The sequence below is a fragment of the Microbacterium sp. UFMG61 genome, assembly GCF_015354505.1.
Classification (GTDB): Bacteria; Actinomycetota; Actinomycetes; order Actinomycetales; family Microbacteriaceae; genus Microbacterium.
The window spans coordinates 14,507-35,722 of the sequence record NZ_JACAFP010000007.1 but is presented as its reverse complement, the minus strand read 5'-3'; the positions used below and the strand labels follow the sequence as shown (position 1 = coordinate 35,722).

Genomic DNA, 21,216 nt, shown 5'->3' with positions numbered 1-21,216 from the left:
CGCAAGGACTAGGCGGCGAGCAGCCTGCGCAGATGCGCTCCGACGGCCTCCGTCTCGATCAGGAATCCGTCGTGACCGAAGTCGCTGGTGAGCACGACGGCTTCCGGTCCGTCGAGGGTGTTCGGGATGCTCCGAGCGATCCGATGCTGTCCATCCACGGGGAACAGCCGATCGCTGTCGATGCCCAGCACGAGAGTGGTCGCCGACACGGAGCGCAACGCCTCTTCGACGCCGCCCCGGTCGCGCCCGACATCGTGCGAGTTCATCGCCTCGACGAGTGTGACATAGCTGTTGGCGTCGAACCGGCGAGTGAACTTGTTGCCGTGGAAATCGAGGTACGACTCGACGGCGAAGCGCCCGCCGTGTCCGAGTGGCGAGACGTCGGACTGCCACGAGCGCTGAAATCGCTGGTTCAGTTCGATCGGACTGCGGTAGTTCAGCAGAGCCATGCGACGCGCCAGCGCGAGGCCTCGATGCGGCCCGTCGCCGTCGGCGAGATCGTAGTAGTCGCCGCCCTGGAAGCGCGGGTCCATGCGGATGGTCCCGAGCTGCACGGTGTTCAGCGCGATCTGGTCGGCCGTGGTGACCGGCGGCGACGAGAGCACGGCGAGCCGTTCGACGCGCTGGGGATGTGAGATCGCCCACTCCAGGGCATGCATGCCTCCCATGGACCCGCCGATCACGGCCGCCCAGGCGTCGATGCCGAGGGCGTCGGCGAGGCGCACCTGCGCGGCGACCTGATCGCGGATCGTCAGGTAGGGGAAGCGCGAGCCCCACTCGTACCCGGACGGGGCGATGCTCGCCGGACCGGTCGACCCCTGGCATCCGCCCAGCATGTTCGGAGCGATCACGAACCAGCGATCGGTGTCCAGCGGCGCTCCGGGGCCTGTGATGTCCTCCCACCATCCCGCCGTCGGGTGGCCGGCACCGGCGCTGCCGCTCACATGGCTGTCACCGGTGAGCGCGTGGAGCACGAGGATCGCGTTGTCGCGGGACTCGTTCAGCTCGCCCCAGGTCTCGAAGGCGAGACGGATGCTCGGCAGCTCCGCCCCGCTCTCGGTGCGGAAAGCGCCGAAAGTGGCGAAGCGACGGTCTCCGGCGGGATCGCCGTCTTGCCATGCGCCCGTCGCCGGTGGTCGCGCACGGAGCAGCCGGACGTCGGCCTCCGTCACGGGTGCCGAGGGCACCGTGTCCTCGGAAGTCGTCTGCCAGTCCATGACACCCATTCTCGCGTGGTCGGTGACGCCTCGGCCGAAGGTTACGTCTCGGAGTGCCGCCTGCACGCAGAGATGCCCCGGACTCCGGTCCGGGGCATCTCTACGTGCAGGGTCGCGGATCAGGCGCGAGCCGCCTCCGAGACGCGGCGTGCTGCGGCGAGGGCCTCATCGAGGTCAGCCTTCAGGTCGTCGATGTTCTCGATGCCGACCGACAGACGCACGAGGCCGGGTGTGACGCCGGCGGTGAGCTGCTGCTCGGGCGTGAGCTGCGCATGCGTGGTCGATGCGGGGTGGATGACGAGCGAGCGCACGTCGCCGATGTTGGCGAGGTGGCTGAACAGCGACAGGCTGTTGACGAACTCGCGTCCGGCCTCCACGCCGCCCTTCAGTTCGAACGACAGCACGGCGCCGACGCCCTTGGGGGCGTACTGGTTGGCCTTTGCGTACCACGGTGAGGACGGCAGGCCGGAGTAGTTGACCGAGGCGACGTCGTCGCGGCCGTCGAGCCACTCGGCGATCTCCTGAGCGTTCTGCACGTGGCGCTCGATGCGCAGCGACAGCGTCTCGATGCCCTGGATGAGGTTCCAGGCGCTCTGCGGTGCGATGGCGGATCCGAGGTCGCGGAGCAGCTGCACGCGAGCCTTGATGATGTACGCGAGCGGGTCTCCGACGGCGGCGGTGTAGCTGGCGCCGTGGTACGAGGGGTCGGGCTCGGTGAGACCGGGGAACCGCTCGACGTTCTTCGACCACTCGAACGTGCCGCCGTCGATGATCGCACCGCCGATGGTGGTGCCGTGGCCGCCGAGGAACTTGGTGACGGAGTGCACGACGACGTCGGCACCGTGCTCGAACGGGCGGATCAGGTACGGGGTCGCGATCGTGTTGTCGACGATCAGCGGCACGCCGCCCTCGTGGGCCACGTCGGCGACCGTGCGGATGTCGAGGATGTTGATCTGCGGGTTGCCGATGGTCTCGGCGAAGAAGAGCTTCGTGTTGGGGCGGACAGCGCGGCGCCACTCTTCAGGGTCGTCCTGGTTCTCGACGAACGTGACCTCGATGCCGAGCTTCGCGAGCGTGTACTTGAACAGGTTGTACGTGCCGCCGTAGATCGAGCTCGACGACACGATGTGGTCACCCGCCTGAGCGATGTTGAGCACTGCGAACGTCGACGCGGCCTGGCCGCTCGAGAGGACGAGGGCGCCGGTGCCCCCCTCGAGCGCTGCGAGGCGCTGCTCGAGGACATCCTGGGTCGGGTTCTGGATCCGGGTGTAGATGTTGCCGAACTCGGCCAGCGCGAAGAGGTTCGCCGCGTGGTCCGCGCTGTCGAACACGTACGACGTCGTCTGGTAGATCGGCGTGGCGCGGGCCTTGGTCACGGGGTCGGGAGCAGCGCCGGAGTGGATCTGCTTGGTCTCGAAACGCCAGGTCTCGGGTGCGGACATGTGTTCCCCCTGGAACTGTTGGAAGGTCGATTCGACTGATGTCGTTGCAAGCGACAGTACGGAACATCGGGGTCTGTCAACAGTGAGTGGGAAATGTGACGTAATGAACACGGCCCGCCTTCCCGCGCGTGACGGCCGCCATCGTGCGCGGAGGTCGTACGGTGGAGCCATGGCTATCAGGCGTGCAGTGGTGACAGGTGCGAGCTCGGGGATCGGGGAGGCGACGGTTCGCGCGTTGAGATCTCGCGGGTGGGAGGTCGTCGGCGTCGCACGCCGGGCCGACCGCCTCGCCGCGCTGTCGGCCGAGACCGGAGCGTCGACCGTCGCATGCGACCTCACGGATTCGGACTCGGTCGCCGCGCTCGTCGACGAGCTCCGAGCCTCCGGACCGGTGCACGCTCTCGTGCAGGTCGCGGGCGGGGCACGCGGAACGGACCGCGTCGAAGACGGATCCATCGATGACTGGCAGTGGATGTACGACGCGAACGTGCTGTCGAGTCAGCGCCTGGTCGCGGGACTGCTGCCGCTGCTGCGCCTGGCAGCCTCGCAGGACGGACATGCGGACACGCTCTTCGTGACATCGACCGCGGCGCAGGTGGCGTATGCGGGCGGCGGGGGATACAACGCCGCGAAGGCCGCGCAGTCGATGCTCGTGCACGCACTGCGCCTCGAGCTCAACGGCGAGCCGATCCGCGTCTCGGAGATCGCGCCGGGACTCGTGCACACCGAGGAGTTCACCCTCAACCGCCTGGGCGGCGACACGGTCGCAGCCGAGGTCGTGTACTCGGGCGTCGAGGCGCCGCTGCTCGCCGAAGACGTCGCCGATGTGATCGCCTATGCGCTGGATGCGCCCGGTCACGTGAACCTCGACCTCGTCACGATGCGCCCGGTCGCCCAGTCTGCGAACCATCTGCTCGCGCGCGGTCCGCTGCGTGTACGCCCGGTCGACTGAGCGGTGACCTCGCGCACGCTGGTCGAGCTCGCTGAGGCGGGGGAGATCGACCGGGGATGGGCGGACGCCCTCGCCCCGGCGCAGGATGTCATCAGCGGACTGGGTGAGCGGCTCCGCGCGGAGCAGGCGGAGGGTCGCGGCTACCTGCCGACGGGTGAGCAGGTGCTCCGCGCTTTCCGACGACCGCTCTCCGAGGTCCGCGTGCTGATCACCGGCCAGGATCCGTATCCGACTCCGGGACACCCGATCGGTCTGTCCTTCGCGGTCGATCGCGCGGTCCGGCCGCTTCCTCGCAGCCTCGCGAACATCTATCGCGAGCGGGAGAGCGACCTCGGCATCCCGCCGGCGTCGCATGGCGACCTCACGGCCTGGAGCGACCAGGGTGTGCTCCTCCTCAACAGGGTGCTGACCGTTCGCCCCGGGGAGGCGGGATCGCACCGGGGTTGGGGGTGGGAGACCGTCACCGAGCTCGCGATCCGAGCCCTCATCGCGCGCGACCAGCCTCTCGTCGCCGTCCTCTGGGGCAGAGACGCCGCGAAGCTGCAGCCGATGCTCGGGTCGACCCCCGTCATCGCCTCGGCGCATCCGTCGCCCCTGTCGGCGAGTCGGGGGTTCTTCGGTTCGCGCCCGTTCTCTCGGGTCAACACGCTTCTGGAAGAGCTCGGAGAGGCCCCCGTGGACTGGCGCGTCGACGGGGAGCTGCCCGTAAGCTGATCGCATGCAGTTCGAGCCCGGTGATCGCCGCCGGGTTCTGCCGCGCCATCTGCGCCCGCAATCGGCTCCCGAGGTCTTCTCGTACACGATCCGCGCGGCCAGGTCGGCCGATCTTCCGCACATCCGCGAGATCTACAACCATTTCGTGAGCAACTCGGTGGTCACGCTCGACGAACGTCGCAGCAGCATCCCGTACTGGCGGGAGAAGTTCGCCCTGCTGAACAAGCTCGATCTGCCGTTCCTCGTCGCCGTCTCGCCGACCGGCGTGGTGATCGGCTACGCGCTCGCGCAGCCGTGGGCCGGCAAGAACGCCTACCGGTTCACCGTCGAGGACTCGATCTACCTGGGCCCGGGTGCCGGCGGGAAGGGGCTCGGCGTCGCGCTGCTGCAGGCGCTGATCGACGGGTGCGAGCAGCTGGGCATCAGGGAGATGGTCGCCGTGATCAGCGACACCAAGGCCGAGGCATCGATCCGTCTGCACGCCAAGCTGGGTTTCGTCGAGGCGGGTCGCATGGGCCGAGTCGGCCACAAGTTCGGCCGTGACCTCGGCACGGTGTACATGCGCCGGGCATTGCGTCCGGCTCGACGGCGACGGCTGTTCGGCGCGGTCTCCGGGCGCTGACCCCATCCGCGTGCCCCGAGCTGGGCTGTGGCGCCCGGGTCAGGTCTCGGAGCCGGGTATCACCGGGATGGCCGCCAGAAGCGTCTTCGTGTAGTCCTGCGTCGGGTGCAGCAGCACGTCGGTCATGGCTCCGCGCTCGACGATGCTCCCGTCCTTCATCACCACCACCGCGTCGCACAGGTTCTGGACCACCCCGATGTCGTGAGACACCAGCACGAGGGTGAGGTCGGTCGTGCGCCGCAGCTCGATGAGCAGTTCGAGGATCTGGGCACGCACCGTCACGTCGAGAGCGGACAGCGGCTCGTCTCCGACCAGGATGCGCGGGCGGTGCACGATGGCCCGAGCGAGGGCGATGCGCTGGCGCTGGCCACCCGAGAACTCGTGCGGGTAGCGGTCGCCCATCTCCGGCTCGAGCCCGACCTGTGCGAGCACCTCGCGCACGCGGGAGGCATGATCGCCGTCGATGCCGAGTGCCCACAGCGGTTCGCCGATGATCTGCGCGGCGGTCATGCGCGGATCCAGCGATGCATAGGGATCCTGGAAGACCAGGCCCGTCTGACGGCGCAGCCAGTGCAGCGACCGTGCGGGGGCTGAGGCATGAACGCGCCGTCCATCGACGGTGACGTGACCGGCTGTCGGCCGGTCGAGGCCGAGCAGCAGGCGGATGAGTGTGGACTTGCCCGATCCCGACTCGCCGATGATCCCCACGGACGATCCCTCGACGACGTCGAGGTCGGTGGGTGCGAGAGCGGTCTGTGTCCGCGTGCGCTCGAAGACCGATCTCTTCGGCACGACGAAGTCGCGGCTGAGTCCGCGCGCCTCCAGCAGACTCATCGTGCGTCTCCCTGCGGTCGCCAGAGCGTGGCGGTGGCGTCGCGCAGGAGACCCTGGGTGATGGGTGACGCGGGCGCGCTCAGAAGGGTGCTCACGGGCGCGTGCTCGACGACCCGCCCGTTCTCGAGGACGACGCCGTCCGTGGCCACCTGCGACAGGACGGCGAGGTCGTGGGTGATGAACACGAGGGACATCCCCTCCTCCTCGACCAGACGCAGCATCAGCGAGAGGATCTCGGCTTGGATCGTGACGTCGAGCGCGGTGGTGGGCTCGTCCGCGATGAGCAGGCGCGGTCGGCAGGCGAGGGCCATCGCGATCGCCACTCGCTGTCGCTGACCGCCGGAGAGCTGATGCGGGTAGCGGTCGGCGATGGATTCGGGATCGGGCAGGCGCACCCGTCCCGCCTCCTGAACGGCGCGCGCCCGGGCCTCGCGTCGGCCGATGCCCTCGTGGATCCGGATCGACTCGGCGATCTGCCTGCCCACCGTGCGGATCGGGTTCAAAGCGGTGCGCGGCTCCTGGAAGACGATGCCGATCTCGTCTCCCCGGAGTCGCGCGAGCTCGCGGTCGGGGAGTCCGATGAGCTCGGTGCCCTTCCAGCGGATGCTCCCCGAGGCGCGGGCCCCGTCGGGAAGGAGGCCGAGGACAGCGAGTGCGGTGAGCGACTTGCCCGATCCGGATTCTCCGATGAGGCCGAGACGACTGCCGTCGGGAACGTCGAAGGACACGCCGTCGACCACGCGTCGCCCGTCGATCTCGACGACCAGATCGCTCACCTCGAGGCCGTCGGCCGGTGCCTGGCGGGTCATGCGACCACCGCCGGGGTGTGGGTCTCGGCGGCGCGGTGCTGCAGCGTCGGGTCGGTCGCCTCTCGCAGCCCGTCTCCGAGCAGATTGAGGGCGAGCACGGTGACCGTGATCGCGAGGCCCGGCCAGATGACCGAGAGGGGGTGCACTCCGATGTAGCGCTGCAGGTCGGACAGGAGTAGACCCCAGCTCGGCTCGACCACGGAGGCGCCGAATCCGAGGTAGGAGAGTCCGGCCTCGGCGAGCACCGCGACGGCCATCGACCACGAGAGCTGCACGATGAACACGGGGGCGACGTTCGGCAGCAGATGCCGGATCAGGCTCTGGCTGCTCGTGAGTCCGGATGCTCGGGCCGCCACGACGAAATCGCTCTGCTGCACGCGGCGGAGCTCGGGGCGGGTGACGCGGGCGATGTTGACGCCGAACCCGATGCCGACCGACCAGATCACGACCCAGAGTGAGCCGCCCCAGACCGAGGAGATCATCATCGCGATGATCAGCACGGGGAAGGCGATGAGGATGTCGACGAGCACCGCCACGGTCTCGCGCATCCACCGGGCTGTGAGCGCCCCGAGCGCGGACAGCGCGATGCCCACGAGAGTCGCGATGACACCGGCTCCCACGCTGACGAAGACGGTCGTCCTGGCGCCCGCCATGAGGACGCTCAGGATGTCGCGACCGGTGTCGTCGGTGCCCAGCAGATGGGGCCATCCCGGTGCGGACCACCGGGCACGGACGTCGGAGTACTGGGGGTCGAACGGGGTCCAGAACAGGGAGACGAGTGCCGTGGCGGCGACGATCGCGACCACGATCACCCCGAAGCGGCCTGTGGGGGTCTGCCAGAGACGACGAAACCAGCGGGGCATCAAGACGACTCCCTCTGTCGTGGGTCGATCGTGCGATGGAGCAGATCGACCAGGAACCCGACGATCAGGACGAAGCCCGTGAGCACGAGCAGTTCGCTCTGCACCTTGACGAGGTCGCGCGTGCCGACGTCGGCGATCAGCATGCGACCGATGCCGGGAAGAGTGAAGAGCTGCTCGATCACGACCGATCCCACGATGATGCCCGCCACCTGAAGACCCAGCACCGTGATGATCGAGAGCCCGACGGCCGGGATGCCGTGGGAGATCAGTGCACGGTTCCTGGTCAGCCCTTTCGCGGCAGCCGTCCGGACGAAGTCCTGGCCGGCCGCCTGCAGCGTGGCACTCCGGACGAACCGCATGAGCATGGCGCCCTCGACGATCCCGATGGTGAGCGCCGGCAGCAGCAGCGACTCGATGGCCTTGCCCGGTGTGCTCCAGCCCGTACGGGGGAATCCCTGGGGCGGGAGCCAGCCGAGCCACACCGAGAACACGACGATCAGCATCATTCCCGCCCACACCACGGGCACGGCCGCGAGGGTCTGAGCGCCGACGCTCAGTGCGGTGCCTCCGCGGCGACCGCGCTGCACGGCGGCGAGGATGCCGAACGGCACGGCGATCAGCACGGCGATCACGAGCGACATGATGCCTAGCGGCACGGTCACCTGGGCCTTGAGCAGGAGTTCTTCGCCCACGGATGCTCCCGACAGCAGCGAGGTGCCCAGATCTCCGCGCAGGAGGCCGCCCATCCAGTCCAGATACTGCGCGGGCAGCGGCCGATCGAGTCCGAGGGATTCGCGCAGCGCCTGCACCTCTGCGGGGGAGGCCTGTGTTCCGGCGATCAACTGCGCGACGTCACCGGGGAAGACGCGGAGCGTCAGGAAGATGAGCAGGCTCGACACGAGGAGCCCTGCGACCAGCAGGGCTCCTCGGACGAGCACGTAGCGGATCACGAGGAGTGGATCGCCGTCACTTCTCCACGGCGACGGTGACGCCGGCGAGGTCGATGCGTGAGTTGATCGAGTCCTCGGGGAATCCGGAGACGAGCGGGCTCACCGCGGTGATCGTCGCACCGTTGTACAGCCAGTCGGCGGCGTGGTCCTCGGATACGATGCGGGCGGCCTCCGCCAGCAGATCTGCCGAGGCGTCGGGGTCGACCTCCGCGAGCGCTTCTGCATACAGGGCCTGGACGTCGGCGTTGTCGTATCCGAAGTAGTACTCGGGGTCGGCGAAGTTGCCGAAGTCGCGCGGCTCGACGTGGAGCACGAAGCTCAGGTCGTAGTCGTGGTTCGTGTAGACGTCTTCGAGCCAGGCCGGGAACTCCACAGAGTCGACCTTCAGCGTCACGCCGACCTTCTGGAAGTCAGAGATGAGCACCTTCGGCACCGTGGTCCCGTAGAAGGTGGGGATCGTGAGCGTCAGCTCCAGGTCTTCCTGGCCGGCTTCGGCGAGAAGCTCCTTCGCCTTCTCGGGGTCGTAGGAGATCACGTCGGAGAGGTCTTCGTAGCCGGGGTCGAGCTCCGGGATCGGGCCGTAGAGGGTCGTGCCCGCGCCGACCGCCTCGACGAGCGCCTCGTGATCGATCGCGAGCCGCAGCGCCTCCCGCACGCGGACATCGTCGAGCGGCGCCTTGGCGTTGTTGAAAGCGAGCGTGGCCTTGTCGGTCGTGCGGCCCGTCGTGAGTGTGAACGAATCCTCGAGTTGCGGTGCCAGGTTGGGATCGACGGCGGTGAGGACCTGGACCCCGCCGTCGAGTGCGGCGTTCACTCCTGCCGAGAAGTCGGGGATGTACTGGAATTCGACCTCGGCGACTCCGGCCGGCTCACCCCAGTAACCGTCGTTCCGTGCGAACGTGATCGCGCTGCCCTTGCTCCAGCGGCTCAGTGTGAACGGGCCGGTGCCGTTCTCGGCGGTCTTCAGATCGGTGGTGTCACCGGTCTGGAACACGAGCCCGGCGGGCCCGGTGAGCGAGAACAGGAAGTTCTGGTTGGGAGCGGTCAGCACGATCTGCACGGTCGCCGGGTCGGGCGCGGTGATCGAGGCGACGGACGCGAACTCGGCGTTGCCCTGCAACGTGGTATCCGTGCGGACGGCCTCGTAGGACGAGACCACGTCGGCCGAGGTGAGCGGCGTACCGCTGTGGAACGTGATGCCCTCGTTCAGCGTGAACGTGTAGGTCAGCCCGTCGGGGGAGACCTCGTAGTCGCTCGCGAGGCGCGGGACGATCTCGTTCGCCTCGTCGCGAGTGACCAGCCCCTCGTAGATGTTGTCGATCAGGATCTGCTCGAGTGCCGCGCCACTCGTGCGGCGGATGTCGAGGTTGGTCGGCTCGAGCACGAGCCCCACCTGGAGCGTGGCGTCGGGATCGGGATCGCCGACCGGGGCCGTGGCCTCGGGCTCGGCGGTGCCGGTGCAGGCGCTGAGGATGACGGCGCTCGCCGCGATCGTGGAGATCAGCGCGAGACGTCGCGTGCGTCGGAACATGGAGGTTTCCTCTCGGTGCGGCAGATGCTGTGTGCCGTTGGATCGAGCCTAGGGAAGGACTGAGCAGGGGAGCGCGGATCCGGAACGAATCGTCACAATGCCGATGCCGATGCGGCGATCAGCGCGGACAGCTCGACCGGAGCGGTCTCCTGCACGTTGTGCGTCGCGTCGACGCTGATGACGTCGGCGTGGGGGAGCCGGCGCGCGAACTCCTTCGCGTCGTCGGCGGTGACGAAGCCTCGTTGAGCCTGCACCAGGGTCAGCGGAGCGGACGTCTTCGCCAGATCCTCCCACCCGGCCGAACTCAGCGGTGAAGGCGCTGCGACGTCGCCGGCGTCGTGCGCGGCGAGCGTCTGCGCCGCGAGGTGCGCGAAATGGTGCTTCCACTCGATCCGGCCGTCAGAGCGCACGCGCGTGTTCAGGAAGACACCGCGCTCGGTCTCGGGTCGCGTGCCGCCGAACCCCAGCGACATCGCGCGGTCCACGAGCTCGTCACGTGTCCCGAAGTCCGTCGGGCCCGCGTAGAACTCGCGCAGCGCGGCGGGGCCCGCGGAGGTGTCGATCCCGGGAGTGATGTCGACGACGACGAGCGCTGCGACGAGGTCGGGACGGCGAGCGGCGAGCGCAGCTCCGGTCAGGCCGCCGAGGGACTGGCCGACGATCAGCTGAGGCGCATCCGTCCATTCGTCCAGCGCATCCGCCACGTCGACCGCGAGGGTGCGGGGTGCGTAGTCCGCGTCGTCTCTCCACGATGAGTCTCCGTGACCGGCGAGGTCGACCGCGAGCACGGGCAGGCCGAGGGCGAGGACCGTGGTGTCCCACGTGTGGGCATTGAGGCCAGCACCGTGCAGGAGCGTGATGCGCGGTGCTCCGGTGCCGTAGCGGATCGCGCTGAGCAGGCGCCCGTCCGGAAGGCGGTGCGACACGCGTTCGGCAGGGGGAGGGGTCGCACCCAGTCGCTCGGCCTGCGCGGGTAGATAGCTGAACTCGGAGATGTCGATCGCCACCTGCATATTCTGCTCTGGTGTCGGGGTCGGGAGGAAATGCCGAGGCGATATGGCAAGTAACATCGCCATCAGTCAAGCATTTATGGAAACATATTGGCTGACCCGGTTACCATATTGGTCTCACCCGTGATTCGGATCCTCCGGCGTCCTACTCATACAACGGAATATCATTGAGGCATGAGCGAGACGCGAGTGCACCTCTCCAAGACCGAGCCCGCCGCCTATCAGGCGCTCGACGCCTTCGCGAGGACGGTCGGGAAGATCTGCGCCGACAACGGCATCGACGATCGCCTCAAGGAGATCGTCATGATCCACTGCTCGCAGCTCAACGGATGCAGCTTCTGCACCCGCCTGCACGTCGACCGGGCGCTCGCCGCGGGACTCGACACCGACGTGCTCATGCAGATCGCGACCTGGCGTGAGAGCGACGTCTTCAGCGACCGCGAGCGGGCAGCCCTCGAACTCGCCGAGGCGTTCACCTTCATCTCGGAGGAGGGCATCTCCGACGAGGTGTACGACCGCGTCGGCAGCGTGCTCACCGAGAAGGAGTACGCGGCGCTCAGCTGGGCGTGCGTGTCGATCAACGCCTTCAACCGCATCGTGATCGCCGGGCGCTACCCCGTACCCCCACGCGAACCGCAGGCGCAGGCATGACGGTTCTGCACATCGACGGCGTCAACAACGTCCGCGACGTCGGCGGCATGCCGGCCCGAGGAGGCCGCATCCGTTCCGGCGTCCTGATGCGCTCCGGACAGCTCTCCGGTGCGACCACTGCCGGCGCCGAGGCGCTCCGGCAGCGGATCGCGCACATCGTCGATCTGCGTGACGGGGAGGAGGTCGCTGTGGAACCGACCGAGATCCCCGGGCCCGATACGACGCACCTCCCGCTGTTCCTCGGCTCGGTGCGCTCGTTCTTCGAGGAGGACACCAGTCTCGAGGAGCTGTACCTGCACCTTCTCGAGGAGAGCGGTGATCGACTGGTCGCGGCGATCCGCATCATCGCCCAGGGGGAACCGACCCTTGTGCACTGCACCGTCGGCAAGGATCGAACGGGCGTCACCGTCGCGCTCGCTCTCGCGGCTGTGGAGGCGGATCGGGACGCCATCGTCGCCGACTACGCGCTCACCGAGTCGCAGCTGCCGCCCGAGCGGTCACGGCGTATCGTCGCCTACCTCCGCGCGCAGCATCCGGAGGCCGTGCACGCCATCGCGCTCGCGACCGAGTCGCCGGCCCCCGTGATGCGCGCGCTCCTCGAGAGTGTCGACGAGAGGTGGGGGTCGGCAGCCGACTATCTGCGCGCCAACGGCATGACGGACGCCGAACTCGATGCGCTCCGCGGGTCCCTCGTCGAGCCCGCGTAGGAGCACGGGCAATTCGCAGGGGCGACCAAGGTTAGGCAACCCTTCGCCTGGTGTACGATGGGGACATCATGAGCACCTCCCTCGACACTCGCAGCACGCGCGCAGAGCGCCGCGCTGCACGTCGCCGTGCACATCACTTGGTGACGGCCGACGAGAACTCGCTTCTCGAACTCGAGACGTTCCTCGCCACTCTGCCGCTCTGCGCCTCCGGTCGCGTGTTCATCGAGGTCGCCGAGACCGCTGACATCCGCACGATCGACGCACCTGCGCGCATGACGGTGACCTGGCTCGCTCGTGGAGATCGTTCGGGTGCCCCCGGGACGGGACGCTCGTGCTCGCAGGGCCAGGCTCTCGCACGCGCGACCTGCGCATGGGCGGATGAGATGCTCTGCGGTGACGAGCTCGAGACCCACGTCACGCTCCTCGGCGGCTACCTCGGCACGGCCGACATCGTCGAGCACCTCACGGGTCCTCTCGGCATCGCGCCCGCCACGATCTACGCTCCCGAGCGGTTCGGGCTTCTCTCTGCGGACCGCTGAGACGCGCTGCGGCGCACGTAGTTGCCGTCTTCGAGTCCGGCCTCGATCTCGAAGCGGTTGCGCAGCGGGTCGCGGCCCGCGAACAGGTAGAGCACCGGGAGGAGCGCCCCGTAGCGCAGCCATTGAGCCTTGTGCACGGCTTCGTGGCGAAGCACCGCATCGGTCGGTCGCGCATCGCCCGTGAGAAAGCACCCACCGACGCACACGCCGCCGCGGTTGAACGTCCACTGAGGCATGCCTCGGAAGATCCACAGCCCCGCGCGCTTCTCGACGGGCCCCGTGCTCCACAGCGATCCCCAGGTCCAGCCGACAGCGGTGCCCCACCAGTACCCGAGACGGCTGAGGGGAGAGCGCAGCAGGAATGCGGGGATGCGCAGATCGGATCGTCTGCCCTGCGCGAGGATGCGATCGGCCGTCGCGCGCCAGTCGTCCGTCATGCCACCGCTCCGACGAGGCGCAGCAGCGCCCCGAGATCGTCGACGGCGTCTGCGGGGGAGCGCGGGGCGAATCCCGCGATCGTCGCGCCCGCGAGGGGCACCCGTTCGCGGAGTGCGCGGACAGCAGCGGCCACGACGGAGGGCGAGAGTCCGAACGGCACTGCGGAGGACACTCCGGTGAGCTCCGCAGGATCCAGTACATCGACATCGATGTGCACCCACACCCGTCGGGCCCCGGTGGCTCCCACCGCGTCGGCCAAAGCGTCGATCCGGTCCAGATCGTGCACCGACAGCTGAGTGAGGTCATCGATGACCTCGACCTCGGCGTCGTCGAGGTTGCGCACGCCGACTGTGACGACGCGATCGCGTGGCACGCCCGGCGAGAGCACGAGCTGCGGTTCGCCTTCGCCCAGCACCGCCCGCAGAGCCATGCCTGCGAACGCTCCGGATGACGATGTCTCGGGAGTGTGCAGATCTCCATGGGCATCGAACCACACGACGGCGAGATCGTCCGTCCCACCCGGCAGGGCGGCGAGAGCGGCGACGGTCACGCTGCAGTCGCCGCCGATCACGACCGTGTCGGCGGTGGACGCCTCGGCGACCTGCTCACGGGTGCGGAGCAGGGAGCTCAGCCGCCGAACGCCGGTACCGAGCGATTCGCCGGCCTCGACGGGCACGTCGAGCACGGTGGTCGCCGCTCGAGGCAGGTCGCCTGCGATCGCGGACGCGCCGTCGACGAGGAGCATCGCGCGAGCGGCGGGCGAACCCTGCCACTGCGGGACGACGAGGAATCGCACCATGGAGTGCCTCCAGCTGTGAAAGAGCGGATGCCCCGGAGCGCTCGGCATCCGGGGCACCCGCGCGAGGTGTCAGGAACCTTCGATGGCGCCGCGGGGAGCGGAGCCGCCGGCCTTCAGCTCGGCGAGCCGGGCCTCGACCTCGGTGAGCTCGCCGAGGTCTTCGAGGCTCTCGAACTGAGCGTCGAGGCTGGACGCGGCGAGCTCGATCTTTCCCTGGGCGATCGCCTCCTGGCGACGGACCTTGTCTTCGAAACGACCCAGCTCGCTGGTCGGGTCGAGAACGTTGATCGACGACACGGCGTCCTGCACCTTGGTCTGCGCCTCGGCGACCTTGGCGCGGGCGAGCAGCTCGCTGCGCTTGTTCTTCAGCTCGCCGAGCTTGTCCTTCATGCCGTTGAGGCCGGACTTGAGCTGGTCGACGATCTCGGTCTGGGCGGCGATCTGCGGCTCGGCACCGGTGGCCTCGCGCTCGGCGCTGATCTGGCGCTGAAGTGCGATCTTGGCGAGGCTGTCGAACTTGTCGGCGTCTGCGGCGTTGCCGCTGGAGCGCATCTCATCGGCCTTGCGGCTCGCGGCGAGGGCCTTGTTGCCCCATTCGGTGGCCGACTGGACGTCTTCCTCGTGGTCGCGCTCGAGAAGCCGCAGGTTGCCGATCGTCTCGGCGATCGCGGACTCGGCGTCGGCGATGCTGTTGGTGTAGTCGCGGACGAGCTGATCGATCATCTTCTGCGGGTCTTCCGCAGAGTCCAGGAGCGAGTTGATGTTCGCGCGGACAAGGGTCGAGATACGTCCGAAGATGGACTGCTTGGTCATGCGTGGTTCCTTTCAGAGGGTCGGACTCGATGTCTGTGGGTCGATGTGGGTTCGCGGTTCAGAAGCGTCGTCCTCCCGAGCGGCCGCTGCGGCCGCTGGAGCTGCGGCTGCTCGAGCGACTGCGCCCTCCTCCGCCGAATCCGGAGCTGCGGAAACCGCCACCGCCGCTGGATCTCCAGCCGCCGCTGCGTGATGAGCCTCCGCCACCGCCGGACAGAAGACCGCCGATGATCCCGCCGAGGATGTCTCCGCCGAGACCGGAGCCGCCGGAGCTGCTTCCGCCGAAAACGCCGCCGCCTCCCCATCCGTCGCTCTCGTAACGACTCGGGTTCATCGCTTCGACGTCCGCCTGCGCCGAGGCGGTCGCCTGGCGCGCGAGGTCGAGCGCTCGACCGGCCTCGGTGAGAGCGGTCTCCGGGTTCGAGGAGCGGCGGCTCAGGGCCTGGGTCAGGCTCGCGTCCGCCTGGGACAGTCTCGTCCGTGCCGTCGATCCGACCGTGCCGCGTCGCGTCTCGATGTACTCGCGTGCCGCACGGATCTCGGATCCTGCCTGGGCGAGCGTCTGCTCGAGCATCTGCTGTGCGCGGCGGGCTCGCTCGACAGCCTGGGTGCCCTGCGCGATCACTCCGTCGATCTGCGCATTCGCGGCAGTGAGAGCTTCGAGTACCCGTTGCGGGCTGCGCCCCGTGCCGGTCAGAGACGCCTGGGCCTGCTGCAGCTGCTGTGCGGTGGCTGCAGCGACGGCGGAAATGGTACCCCCGTCATCGGGTAGCTGCTGAGCGGTCGCGATGTCGGCCTGCAGCTCGGCGATGAGTGCCTGTGCCTGTGCGTCGATGTCGGCCAGTTCCGTGCCCAGCGCGCTGATCGCCTGCACCAGCTGGTTCGCCTGCGCGATGGACTGCTCCGCGGTGCGGATGGCGAACGCGGCCTCGCCACTGCGGCCGGCCGCGATGGCCTGTTCGGCGGCGAGGATCGATCGGTCCGCGAGAGCCGTCCGTTCCCGCGCCTGGGCGGGGTTGTCTGCGACCGTGCTCACGGCCGAGGCGTCGAACGTGGCGGAGAGGGACTGCAGCGAGGCATCCGCGGTCCCGAGCACAGGGTCGAGCGCTGCTCGCTCGGCTCGGACGCGCTCGAGTTCCTGCGGAGCGTTCTGTTCGAGTCTGCGCAGCGCGTCGAAGGCGGCGGTGTTCTGGTCGAGGATGTCGTCGATCTCGTCGCAGAGCCGGATGATGCGGATGTGCCATGCCCGGCGATCGTGAACAGTGTCTTCGATCTCGTCGTCGAGCTTCTGCTTGAGGTCGAAGGCCTCGGACATCTTCGTCTTCGCGGCCTCGACCGCTCCGCTGAACTCGGCGGTCGCTGCGTCACCGAACTGGGCCACGGCGAAGCCGAGCTCTTCGCGACTCGAGGTGATCGCATCGTCTGCCTGCACGAGCGCGGTGCCGGCCTGGGTCTGCACCTGCTCGTCGGTGAGGGTCGAGAAGGGATCGTTCGGGTCGGGCTTCTCGGGCATCGCCCCACGCCGTCGGATCTCCGCGTTGCGCCGCGACCGGCGGATCAGGGCGACGATCAGCCAGACGATCAGTGCGAGCGCGATGACCGCGACCACGATGAGAGCGGCTCGCAGAGCGCCCGCCCCGCGGTCGCCTTCGATCTCGTCGGCAGCGAGGGTGATCGCGCCGGCCCAGTCCTCCTGGGAGGCGAGCTGCTGCATCTTCTGCTCGACGTCGTCGAGCTTGCCGTCGCTCAGGGGGCCGTCTGCGGCCGCGGAGATGTAGTAACTGCGTCCGTCGACGGCGATCGCGAGGAGGTACTGGTCGGAGCCGAGGTTGTTGTTCTCGGCGACTGTGTCGGCCCATGCGACCTGGTCGGACGGAGACGTGAACTCGTCGACGAGGACCACGAACAGATCTGCGGAGGAGTTCTCGCTCAGGGTCTGCAGTCGTGCTTCGACGGCGTCTTCGTCCGTCGCGTTCAGCACACCCGCATCATCCGTCACGAAGCCGGAGTCGAGGGTGACGGGGTCTGTCGCCGAGGCCGCGGATGCCGAGAGGATTCCGGCCGCTGCTGCCATCGTGAGTGCGGCCAGCGCCAGCCACCGTGTCTTCATCGTGTTCCCTCCGACCGGCAGCCGAGCCCCATGGCACGAGTCTATGCACACACGCCGACACGCGACAGCATCCGAGCGGCGATAGCCGTTCGCCCTCAGCGGAGACACATACGCTGGAGGGCATGGACGACAGGTACGGATCGGATGTGCTCGCGGCGGGATGGCGGGAGCGCGCGGCGAAGCCGGTGCCGAACGTGCCCGCCGAGATCGATCTCGTCGTCGAGGTGGCGGACGACGGGTACTGCGGCGCGGTGACCCGGGTGCAGGGCGGCAACGTCGAACTCGAGGACCGACTCGGGCGCACACGGCTCTTCCCCCTCGGCGGCGGATTCCTCATCGACGGCTCGCCGGTGCGTCTCACCGCGCCCGCGCCGAAGGAACAGGGTGCACGGCGCACCGCATCCGGATCGTTCGTGGTGGCCGACCAGCGTGCGCGGATCGCTCTGCCCAGCCGGATTCTCGTCGAGGGCAAGCACGATGCCGAGCTCGTCGAGAAGGTCTGGGGAGCGGATCTGCGCGTCGAGGGCGTGGTCGTCGAGTTCCTGCAGGGCGTGGACCTGCTCGATGAGCTGCTCGCGGCAGAGCCTCCGACCGCCTCGCGTCGCTACGGGGTCCTCGTCGACCATCTGGTTCCGGGCTCGAAGGAATCGCGCATCGCCGACGCGGTCGCTCGCGGCCCGCACGGAAGGCATGTGCGCATCGTCGGGCATCCGTTCGTCGACGTGTGGCAGTGCGTCACGCCCCGTGCGCTGGGAATCGCGAAGTGGCCCGAAGTGCCGAGGGGGACCGACTGGAAGACCGGGATCTGCCGTGCGTTCGGCTGGCCGTACGAGACCCAGGGCGACACGGGACGAGCCTGGCAGCACATCCTGTCGAAGGTGCACACGTACCGCGATCTCGAACCGGCGCTGCTGGGCAGGGTCGAGGAACTCATCGACTTCGTGACCGCGCCTGCCGGGTGACGGCGGGTCCGTGACCCGGGGCGGCGCCGACTACCCTGGAATCATGCCCGAACCCCGCACCTTCCGCGATGAACCGGTGTCCTTCGTGCGCCGGAGCGGCCGGATGTCCGACGCGCAGGAGCGCGCCTTCGACGAGCTCGGCCCGCACTACCTCCTCGACGTGCCGCGCGACGTCGCCTGGACGTCGGTGCACCCCGAGGCCCGGCTCGACCCGGCGTCCGAGTACGGCCGCGATGCGGATCTCTACGTCGAGATCGGCTCGGGGCAGGGGCACGCGATCGTCGCAGCCGCCTCGTCGCGGCCGGATGACGACTTCCTCGCGGTCGAGGTGTTCCGTGCAGGTCTCGCCCGTACGATGCTCGACGCCGACCGTGAAGGCGCCCGCAACATCCGCGTCGTCGAGGCGAATGCGCCCGAGGTGCTCTCGTCGTATCTGCCCGAGGCTGCGGCAGCGGAGGTCTGGATCTTCTTCCCCGACCCGTGGCACAAGAAGAAGCACACCAAGCGCCGTCTCGTGCGCCAGGGTTTCGGCGAGACCGCCGCGCGGGCACTCCGCGACGGAGGCCTGCTGCGCCTCGCCACGGACTGGGAGGACTACGCCCTGCAGATGCGCGAGGTTCTCGACGCCGACCCTCTGTTCGAGCGCGCCTTCGACGGCGAGTGGGCCGAGCGGTTCGACGGTCGCGTGATGACCGCGTTCGAGCGCAAGGGGATCGCCAAGGGGCGCGACATCCGCGACCTGGTGTATCGGCGGAAGTCCCGCGCGTGACCGACGTGCGGCGCGCGTCGACGACCTGGCCTGACGTCGTCCCGGCGCTGCTCGTCTGCGCTGCGGCACCCGCATTCTTCGTGGTGCAGATCCCGTGGCTCGGCTGGGTGCTGCTCGCGCTCGGAGTCGGGGGAGCCTGGCTCATCGGTCGGACTCGCCCTGCAGCCTCCGATCAGCTCGTCGACGGACCGCGTGCCCCGTCGCTCACGCGAGACCTCTCCCTGATCGCGCTGGGGATGCTCATCGTAAGCGTCATCCCGCTGGCCGCAGAACTCGACGACCTCGCGATGCTCCGGTTCACGCTCGCCCTCGGCGGAGCCGTGGCCGTGCCGTACATCGTGTCGCGCTTCGTCTTCCGCGACCGGGCGATCAGCTTCCCGTGGCGGACCCGTCGGCGCTGGGGTCGTCTGCAGTGGGGGTGGCTCGTGGCGGTGCTCGTGCTCGGCTGGCTGATCCTTCCGTTCTACTTCATCACGAGCGGTGTGTATCAGAACTGGCCCGTCGTCGACACACCTGATCTCATCGCCCGGCTCTTCGTGGGCGTCGGCGCGGTCGGAATCTGGGACGAGCTGTTCTTCATCTGCACGGTCTTCGCGCTGCTGCGGCGGCACTTCCCCGACGTCCTCGCGAACCTCCTGCAGGCGATCGTGTTCGTCTCGTTCCTGTGGGAGCTCGGTTACCGGGAATGGGGTCCCCTTCTGACGATCCCGTTCGCGTTGCTCCAGGGCTTCATCTTCCTGCGGACCCACTCGCTCGCGTACGTCGTGACGGTGCATCTGCTCTTCGACGCCGTCGTGTTCGCGGTTCTCGTGCACGCCCACAATCCCGGGCTGCTGCCGATCTTCCTCGTCTGACACCCGGCGACCGATACGATCGGAGCATGCTCATCGTCGGACTCGTCCTCGCCGCGGCCGCCGCGGCCTTCCAAGTCTTCATCTTCGCGCTGGAGTCGCTGAAGTGGACCGAGCCCGAGACGAGGAAGATCTTCGGAGTCCCGACCGAGGCGGACGCCATCACGATGAAGTCGCTGGCCTTCAACCAGGGGTTCTACAACCTGTTCCTGGCGCTCACCGCTCTGCTCGGAGTCGGGTTCGTCATCATCGGCCTGTCGACCATCGGCCTCACCCTCGTCTTCGCCGGCACCGGGATGATGCTGGCGGCCGCCCTGGTGCTCGTGCTCTCCGATCGCACCAAGGTGCGTGCCGCCGCGATGCAGGGCACGCTGCCCCTGCTCGCCGTGATCGCCACCGCCATCGGGGTCGCGATCGCCTAGCTCGACTTCCTCAGCGCCCTCGAGGGGTGACAGCACGGCTGACAGCCCCCACACTCGATGCATGACCTCTTGGGTGCTGCACGTGGACATGGACCAGTTCATCGCCGCGGTCGAGGTGCTCCGCAGACCTGAGCTCGCCGGTGTGCCGGTGATCGTCGGCGGACGTGGCGATCCGACGGAGCGCGCGGTCGTGTCGACCGCCTCCTACGAGGCACGCGCGTTCGGCATCGGCTCCGGGATGCCGTTGAAGATCGCCGCGCGGAAGGCACCGAAGGACGCCGTGTTCCTGCCGGTCGATCACGAGGCGTACGAATCCGCGTCGGCGGAGGTGATGTCGGCGCTGCGTGCGCTGCCCGGCGTGGTGCTCGAGATCATCGGCTGGGACGAGTGCTTCCTCGGCGTTGAGACCGAGGATCCGGATGCGGTGGCGCGCGCCGCTCAGGCCGCGGTCCTCGAGGCGACCGGGCTCCACTGCTCCGTCGGCATCGGCGACAACAGGGTCAGGGCGAAGATCGCCACCGACTTCGGCAAGCCCCGCGGGGTCTTCCGTCTCACGGAGGCGAACTGGTTCGAGGTGATGGGAGACCGGTCGACTCGTGAGCTGTGGGGTGTGGGTCCGAAGGTGCAGAAGCGACTCGCCGCGCACGGCATCGTCACGGTGCGGGAGCTCGCGGATGCCGATCGAGACCGACTCATCGCCGAGTTCGGGCCGCGCATGGGCGTCTGGTACCACGGACTCGGATCGGGGATCGGGCCGACCACGGTCGACGACACGCCCTGGGTGGCACGCAGCCACAGTCGGGAGACGACGTTCCAGCAGAACCTCACTACCGCGACAGAAGTGCAGGCCGCGCTGTCGGAGCTCGCCGGTCACGCGTTCGACGATTGCGCAGCGGACGGGCGTCCTGTCGTGCGCGTCCACCTGAAGGTGCGGTACGCGCCGTTCGAGACCAGGACGTTCGGTCGCAAACTCTCCACACCGACGACGGACCGCGACGAGGTCATCCGGGCCGCACTCGCACTCGGTGGCACGCTGGATCCGCAGCGCGAGGTCAGGCTGCTCGGCGTCCGTGCCGAGATGGCGATGCCCGAGGGCGGTGAGGCTGCCGAACGGACACCGGTCAGAGGCAGGATCTGATTCGCGCGTCCGCGCTGCCTGCCGGGCGCGCGCCCATGCAATGGGGAGCGTGCGGGGCGGATCCGGGTGCATC

23 protein-coding genes are annotated in these 21,216 nt (G+C 68.6%); 11 read left to right on the top strand and 12 right to left on the bottom strand.

What is annotated here, in order from left to right; translation table 11 throughout:
* Positions 1-8: 8 nt before the first annotated feature.
* Positions 9-1,217, bottom strand: coding sequence for a homoserine O-acetyltransferase MetX (gene metX, locus IXW21_RS09785; RefSeq protein ID WP_194764082.1), 1,209 nt, complete (start codon positions 1,215-1,217; stop codon positions 9-11).
* 119 nt (positions 1,218-1,336) lie between these two features.
* Positions 1,337-2,659, bottom strand: a complete 1,323-nt coding sequence (locus IXW21_RS09780) for a bifunctional o-acetylhomoserine/o-acetylserine sulfhydrylase (RefSeq protein WP_194764081.1) — start codon at positions 2,657-2,659, stop codon at positions 1,337-1,339.
* A 169-nt stretch (positions 2,660-2,828) separates the two neighbouring features.
* Between IXW21_RS09780 and IXW21_RS09775 the strand changes: the two genes are divergently transcribed.
* The 3 genes from IXW21_RS09775 to IXW21_RS09765 are packed head-to-tail and all read left to right on the top strand — an operon-like array spanning position 2,829 to position 4,947.
* Positions 2,829-3,611 (top strand): SDR family oxidoreductase, encoded by a 783-nt coding sequence (locus tag IXW21_RS09775; RefSeq protein ID WP_194764080.1) that lies wholly within the window; start codon positions 2,829-2,831, stop codon positions 3,609-3,611.
* A 3-nt stretch (positions 3,612-3,614) separates the two neighbouring features.
* Entirely contained in the window at positions 3,615-4,325 is a 711-nt protein-coding gene (locus IXW21_RS09770) for a uracil-DNA glycosylase (RefSeq protein ID WP_194764079.1), read from the top strand.
* A 4-nt stretch (positions 4,326-4,329) separates the two neighbouring features.
* On the top strand, positions 4,330-4,947 hold the full coding sequence (locus IXW21_RS09765) for a GNAT family N-acetyltransferase (protein ID WP_194764078.1): 618 nt from the start codon (positions 4,330-4,332) through the stop codon (positions 4,945-4,947).
* 39 nt (positions 4,948-4,986) lie between these two features.
* Here IXW21_RS09765 and IXW21_RS09760 read toward each other — a convergent pair whose 3' ends face one another.
* From IXW21_RS09760 to IXW21_RS09735, 6 genes are all read right to left on the bottom strand, one after another.
* A complete protein-coding gene (locus tag IXW21_RS09760; RefSeq protein WP_194764077.1) occupies positions 4,987-5,781 on the bottom strand; it encodes an ABC transporter ATP-binding protein in 795 nt (264 codons plus the stop codon).
* A complete protein-coding gene (locus IXW21_RS09755; RefSeq protein WP_194764076.1) occupies positions 5,778-6,590 on the bottom strand; it encodes an ABC transporter ATP-binding protein in 813 nt (270 codons plus the stop codon). Before IXW21_RS09755 ends, IXW21_RS09760 begins: the two co-directional genes overlap by 4 nt.
* Complete coding sequence (locus tag IXW21_RS09750) at positions 6,587-7,453, bottom strand: ABC transporter permease (protein WP_194764075.1); 867 nt, start codon at positions 7,451-7,453, stop codon at positions 6,587-6,589. The genes IXW21_RS09755 and IXW21_RS09750 overlap by 4 nt, the downstream gene beginning before the upstream one ends.
* Positions 7,453-8,403: an ABC transporter permease gene (locus IXW21_RS09745; protein WP_194764074.1), complete on the bottom strand. Its 951-nt coding sequence runs from the start codon at positions 8,401-8,403 to the stop codon at positions 7,453-7,455. Before IXW21_RS09745 ends, IXW21_RS09750 begins: the two co-directional genes overlap by 1 nt.
* 16 nt (positions 8,404-8,419) lie before the next feature.
* Entirely contained in the window at positions 8,420-9,934 is a 1,515-nt protein-coding gene (locus IXW21_RS09740; protein WP_194764073.1) for an ABC transporter substrate-binding protein, read from the bottom strand.
* 92 nt (positions 9,935-10,026) lie between these two features.
* Entirely contained in the window at positions 10,027-10,947 is a 921-nt protein-coding gene (locus tag IXW21_RS09735; RefSeq protein WP_194764072.1) for an alpha/beta fold hydrolase, read from the bottom strand.
* A gap of 171 nt (positions 10,948-11,118) precedes the next feature.
* Here IXW21_RS09735 and IXW21_RS09730 point away from each other — a divergent pair, with 171 nt between their 5' ends.
* From IXW21_RS09730 to IXW21_RS09720, 3 genes are all read left to right on the top strand, one after another.
* Entirely contained in the window at positions 11,119-11,595 is a 477-nt protein-coding gene (locus IXW21_RS09730; protein ID WP_194764071.1) for a carboxymuconolactone decarboxylase family protein, read from the top strand.
* Positions 11,592-12,302: a tyrosine-protein phosphatase gene (locus tag IXW21_RS09725; protein WP_194764070.1), complete on the top strand. Its 711-nt coding sequence runs from the start codon at positions 11,592-11,594 to the stop codon at positions 12,300-12,302. The genes IXW21_RS09730 and IXW21_RS09725 overlap by 4 nt, the downstream gene beginning before the upstream one ends.
* Positions 12,303-12,370: 68 nt before the next feature.
* Complete coding sequence (locus IXW21_RS09720; protein WP_194764069.1) at positions 12,371-12,841, top strand: SIP domain-containing protein; 471 nt, start codon at positions 12,371-12,373, stop codon at positions 12,839-12,841.
* Here the strand turns inward: IXW21_RS09720 and IXW21_RS09715 are convergent.
* The 4 genes from IXW21_RS09715 to IXW21_RS09700 all read right to left on the bottom strand — a co-directional run bounded on the left by IXW21_RS09715 (position 12,799) and on the right by IXW21_RS09700 (position 17,001).
* A complete protein-coding gene (locus IXW21_RS09715; protein WP_194764068.1) occupies positions 12,799-13,278 on the bottom strand; it encodes a Fe-S oxidoreductase in 480 nt (159 codons plus the stop codon). The genes IXW21_RS09720 and IXW21_RS09715 overlap by 43 nt on opposite strands.
* Entirely contained in the window at positions 13,275-14,078 is an 804-nt protein-coding gene (locus tag IXW21_RS09710) for an arginase family protein (protein WP_194764067.1), read from the bottom strand. The genes IXW21_RS09715 and IXW21_RS09710 overlap by 4 nt, the downstream gene beginning before the upstream one ends.
* A gap of 69 nt (positions 14,079-14,147) precedes the next feature.
* Positions 14,148-14,891, bottom strand: coding sequence for a PspA/IM30 family protein (locus IXW21_RS09705; protein ID WP_194764066.1), 744 nt, complete (start codon positions 14,889-14,891; stop codon positions 14,148-14,150).
* 58 nt (positions 14,892-14,949) lie between these two features.
* Positions 14,950-17,001, bottom strand: a complete 2,052-nt coding sequence (locus IXW21_RS09700; RefSeq protein ID WP_194764065.1) for a TPM domain-containing protein — start codon at positions 16,999-17,001, stop codon at positions 14,950-14,952.
* Positions 17,002-17,123: 122 nt separating this feature from the next.
* Between IXW21_RS09700 and IXW21_RS09695 the strand changes: the two genes are divergently transcribed.
* The 5 genes from IXW21_RS09695 (at position 17,124) to IXW21_RS09675 (ending at position 21,143) form a co-directional block, all read left to right on the top strand.
* Positions 17,124-17,963, top strand: a complete 840-nt coding sequence (locus tag IXW21_RS09695) for a DUF3097 domain-containing protein (protein ID WP_194764064.1) — start codon at positions 17,124-17,126, stop codon at positions 17,961-17,963.
* Between the two features lie 43 nt (positions 17,964-18,006).
* A complete protein-coding gene (gene trmB, locus IXW21_RS09690) occupies positions 18,007-18,732 on the top strand; it encodes a tRNA (guanosine(46)-N7)-methyltransferase TrmB (RefSeq protein WP_194764063.1) in 726 nt (241 codons plus the stop codon).
* Entirely contained in the window at positions 18,729-19,586 is an 858-nt protein-coding gene (locus IXW21_RS09685) for a CPBP family intramembrane glutamic endopeptidase (RefSeq protein ID WP_194764062.1), read from the top strand. The genes trmB and IXW21_RS09685 overlap by 4 nt, the downstream gene beginning before the upstream one ends.
* A 26-nt stretch (positions 19,587-19,612) precedes the next feature.
* Complete coding sequence (locus tag IXW21_RS09680) at positions 19,613-20,005, top strand: DUF1304 domain-containing protein (protein ID WP_194764061.1); 393 nt, start codon at positions 19,613-19,615, stop codon at positions 20,003-20,005.
* A 61-nt stretch (positions 20,006-20,066) separates the two neighbouring features.
* Complete coding sequence (locus tag IXW21_RS09675) at positions 20,067-21,143, top strand: DNA polymerase IV (RefSeq protein ID WP_194764060.1); 1,077 nt, start codon at positions 20,067-20,069, stop codon at positions 21,141-21,143.
* Positions 21,144-21,216: the final 73 nt, after the last annotated feature.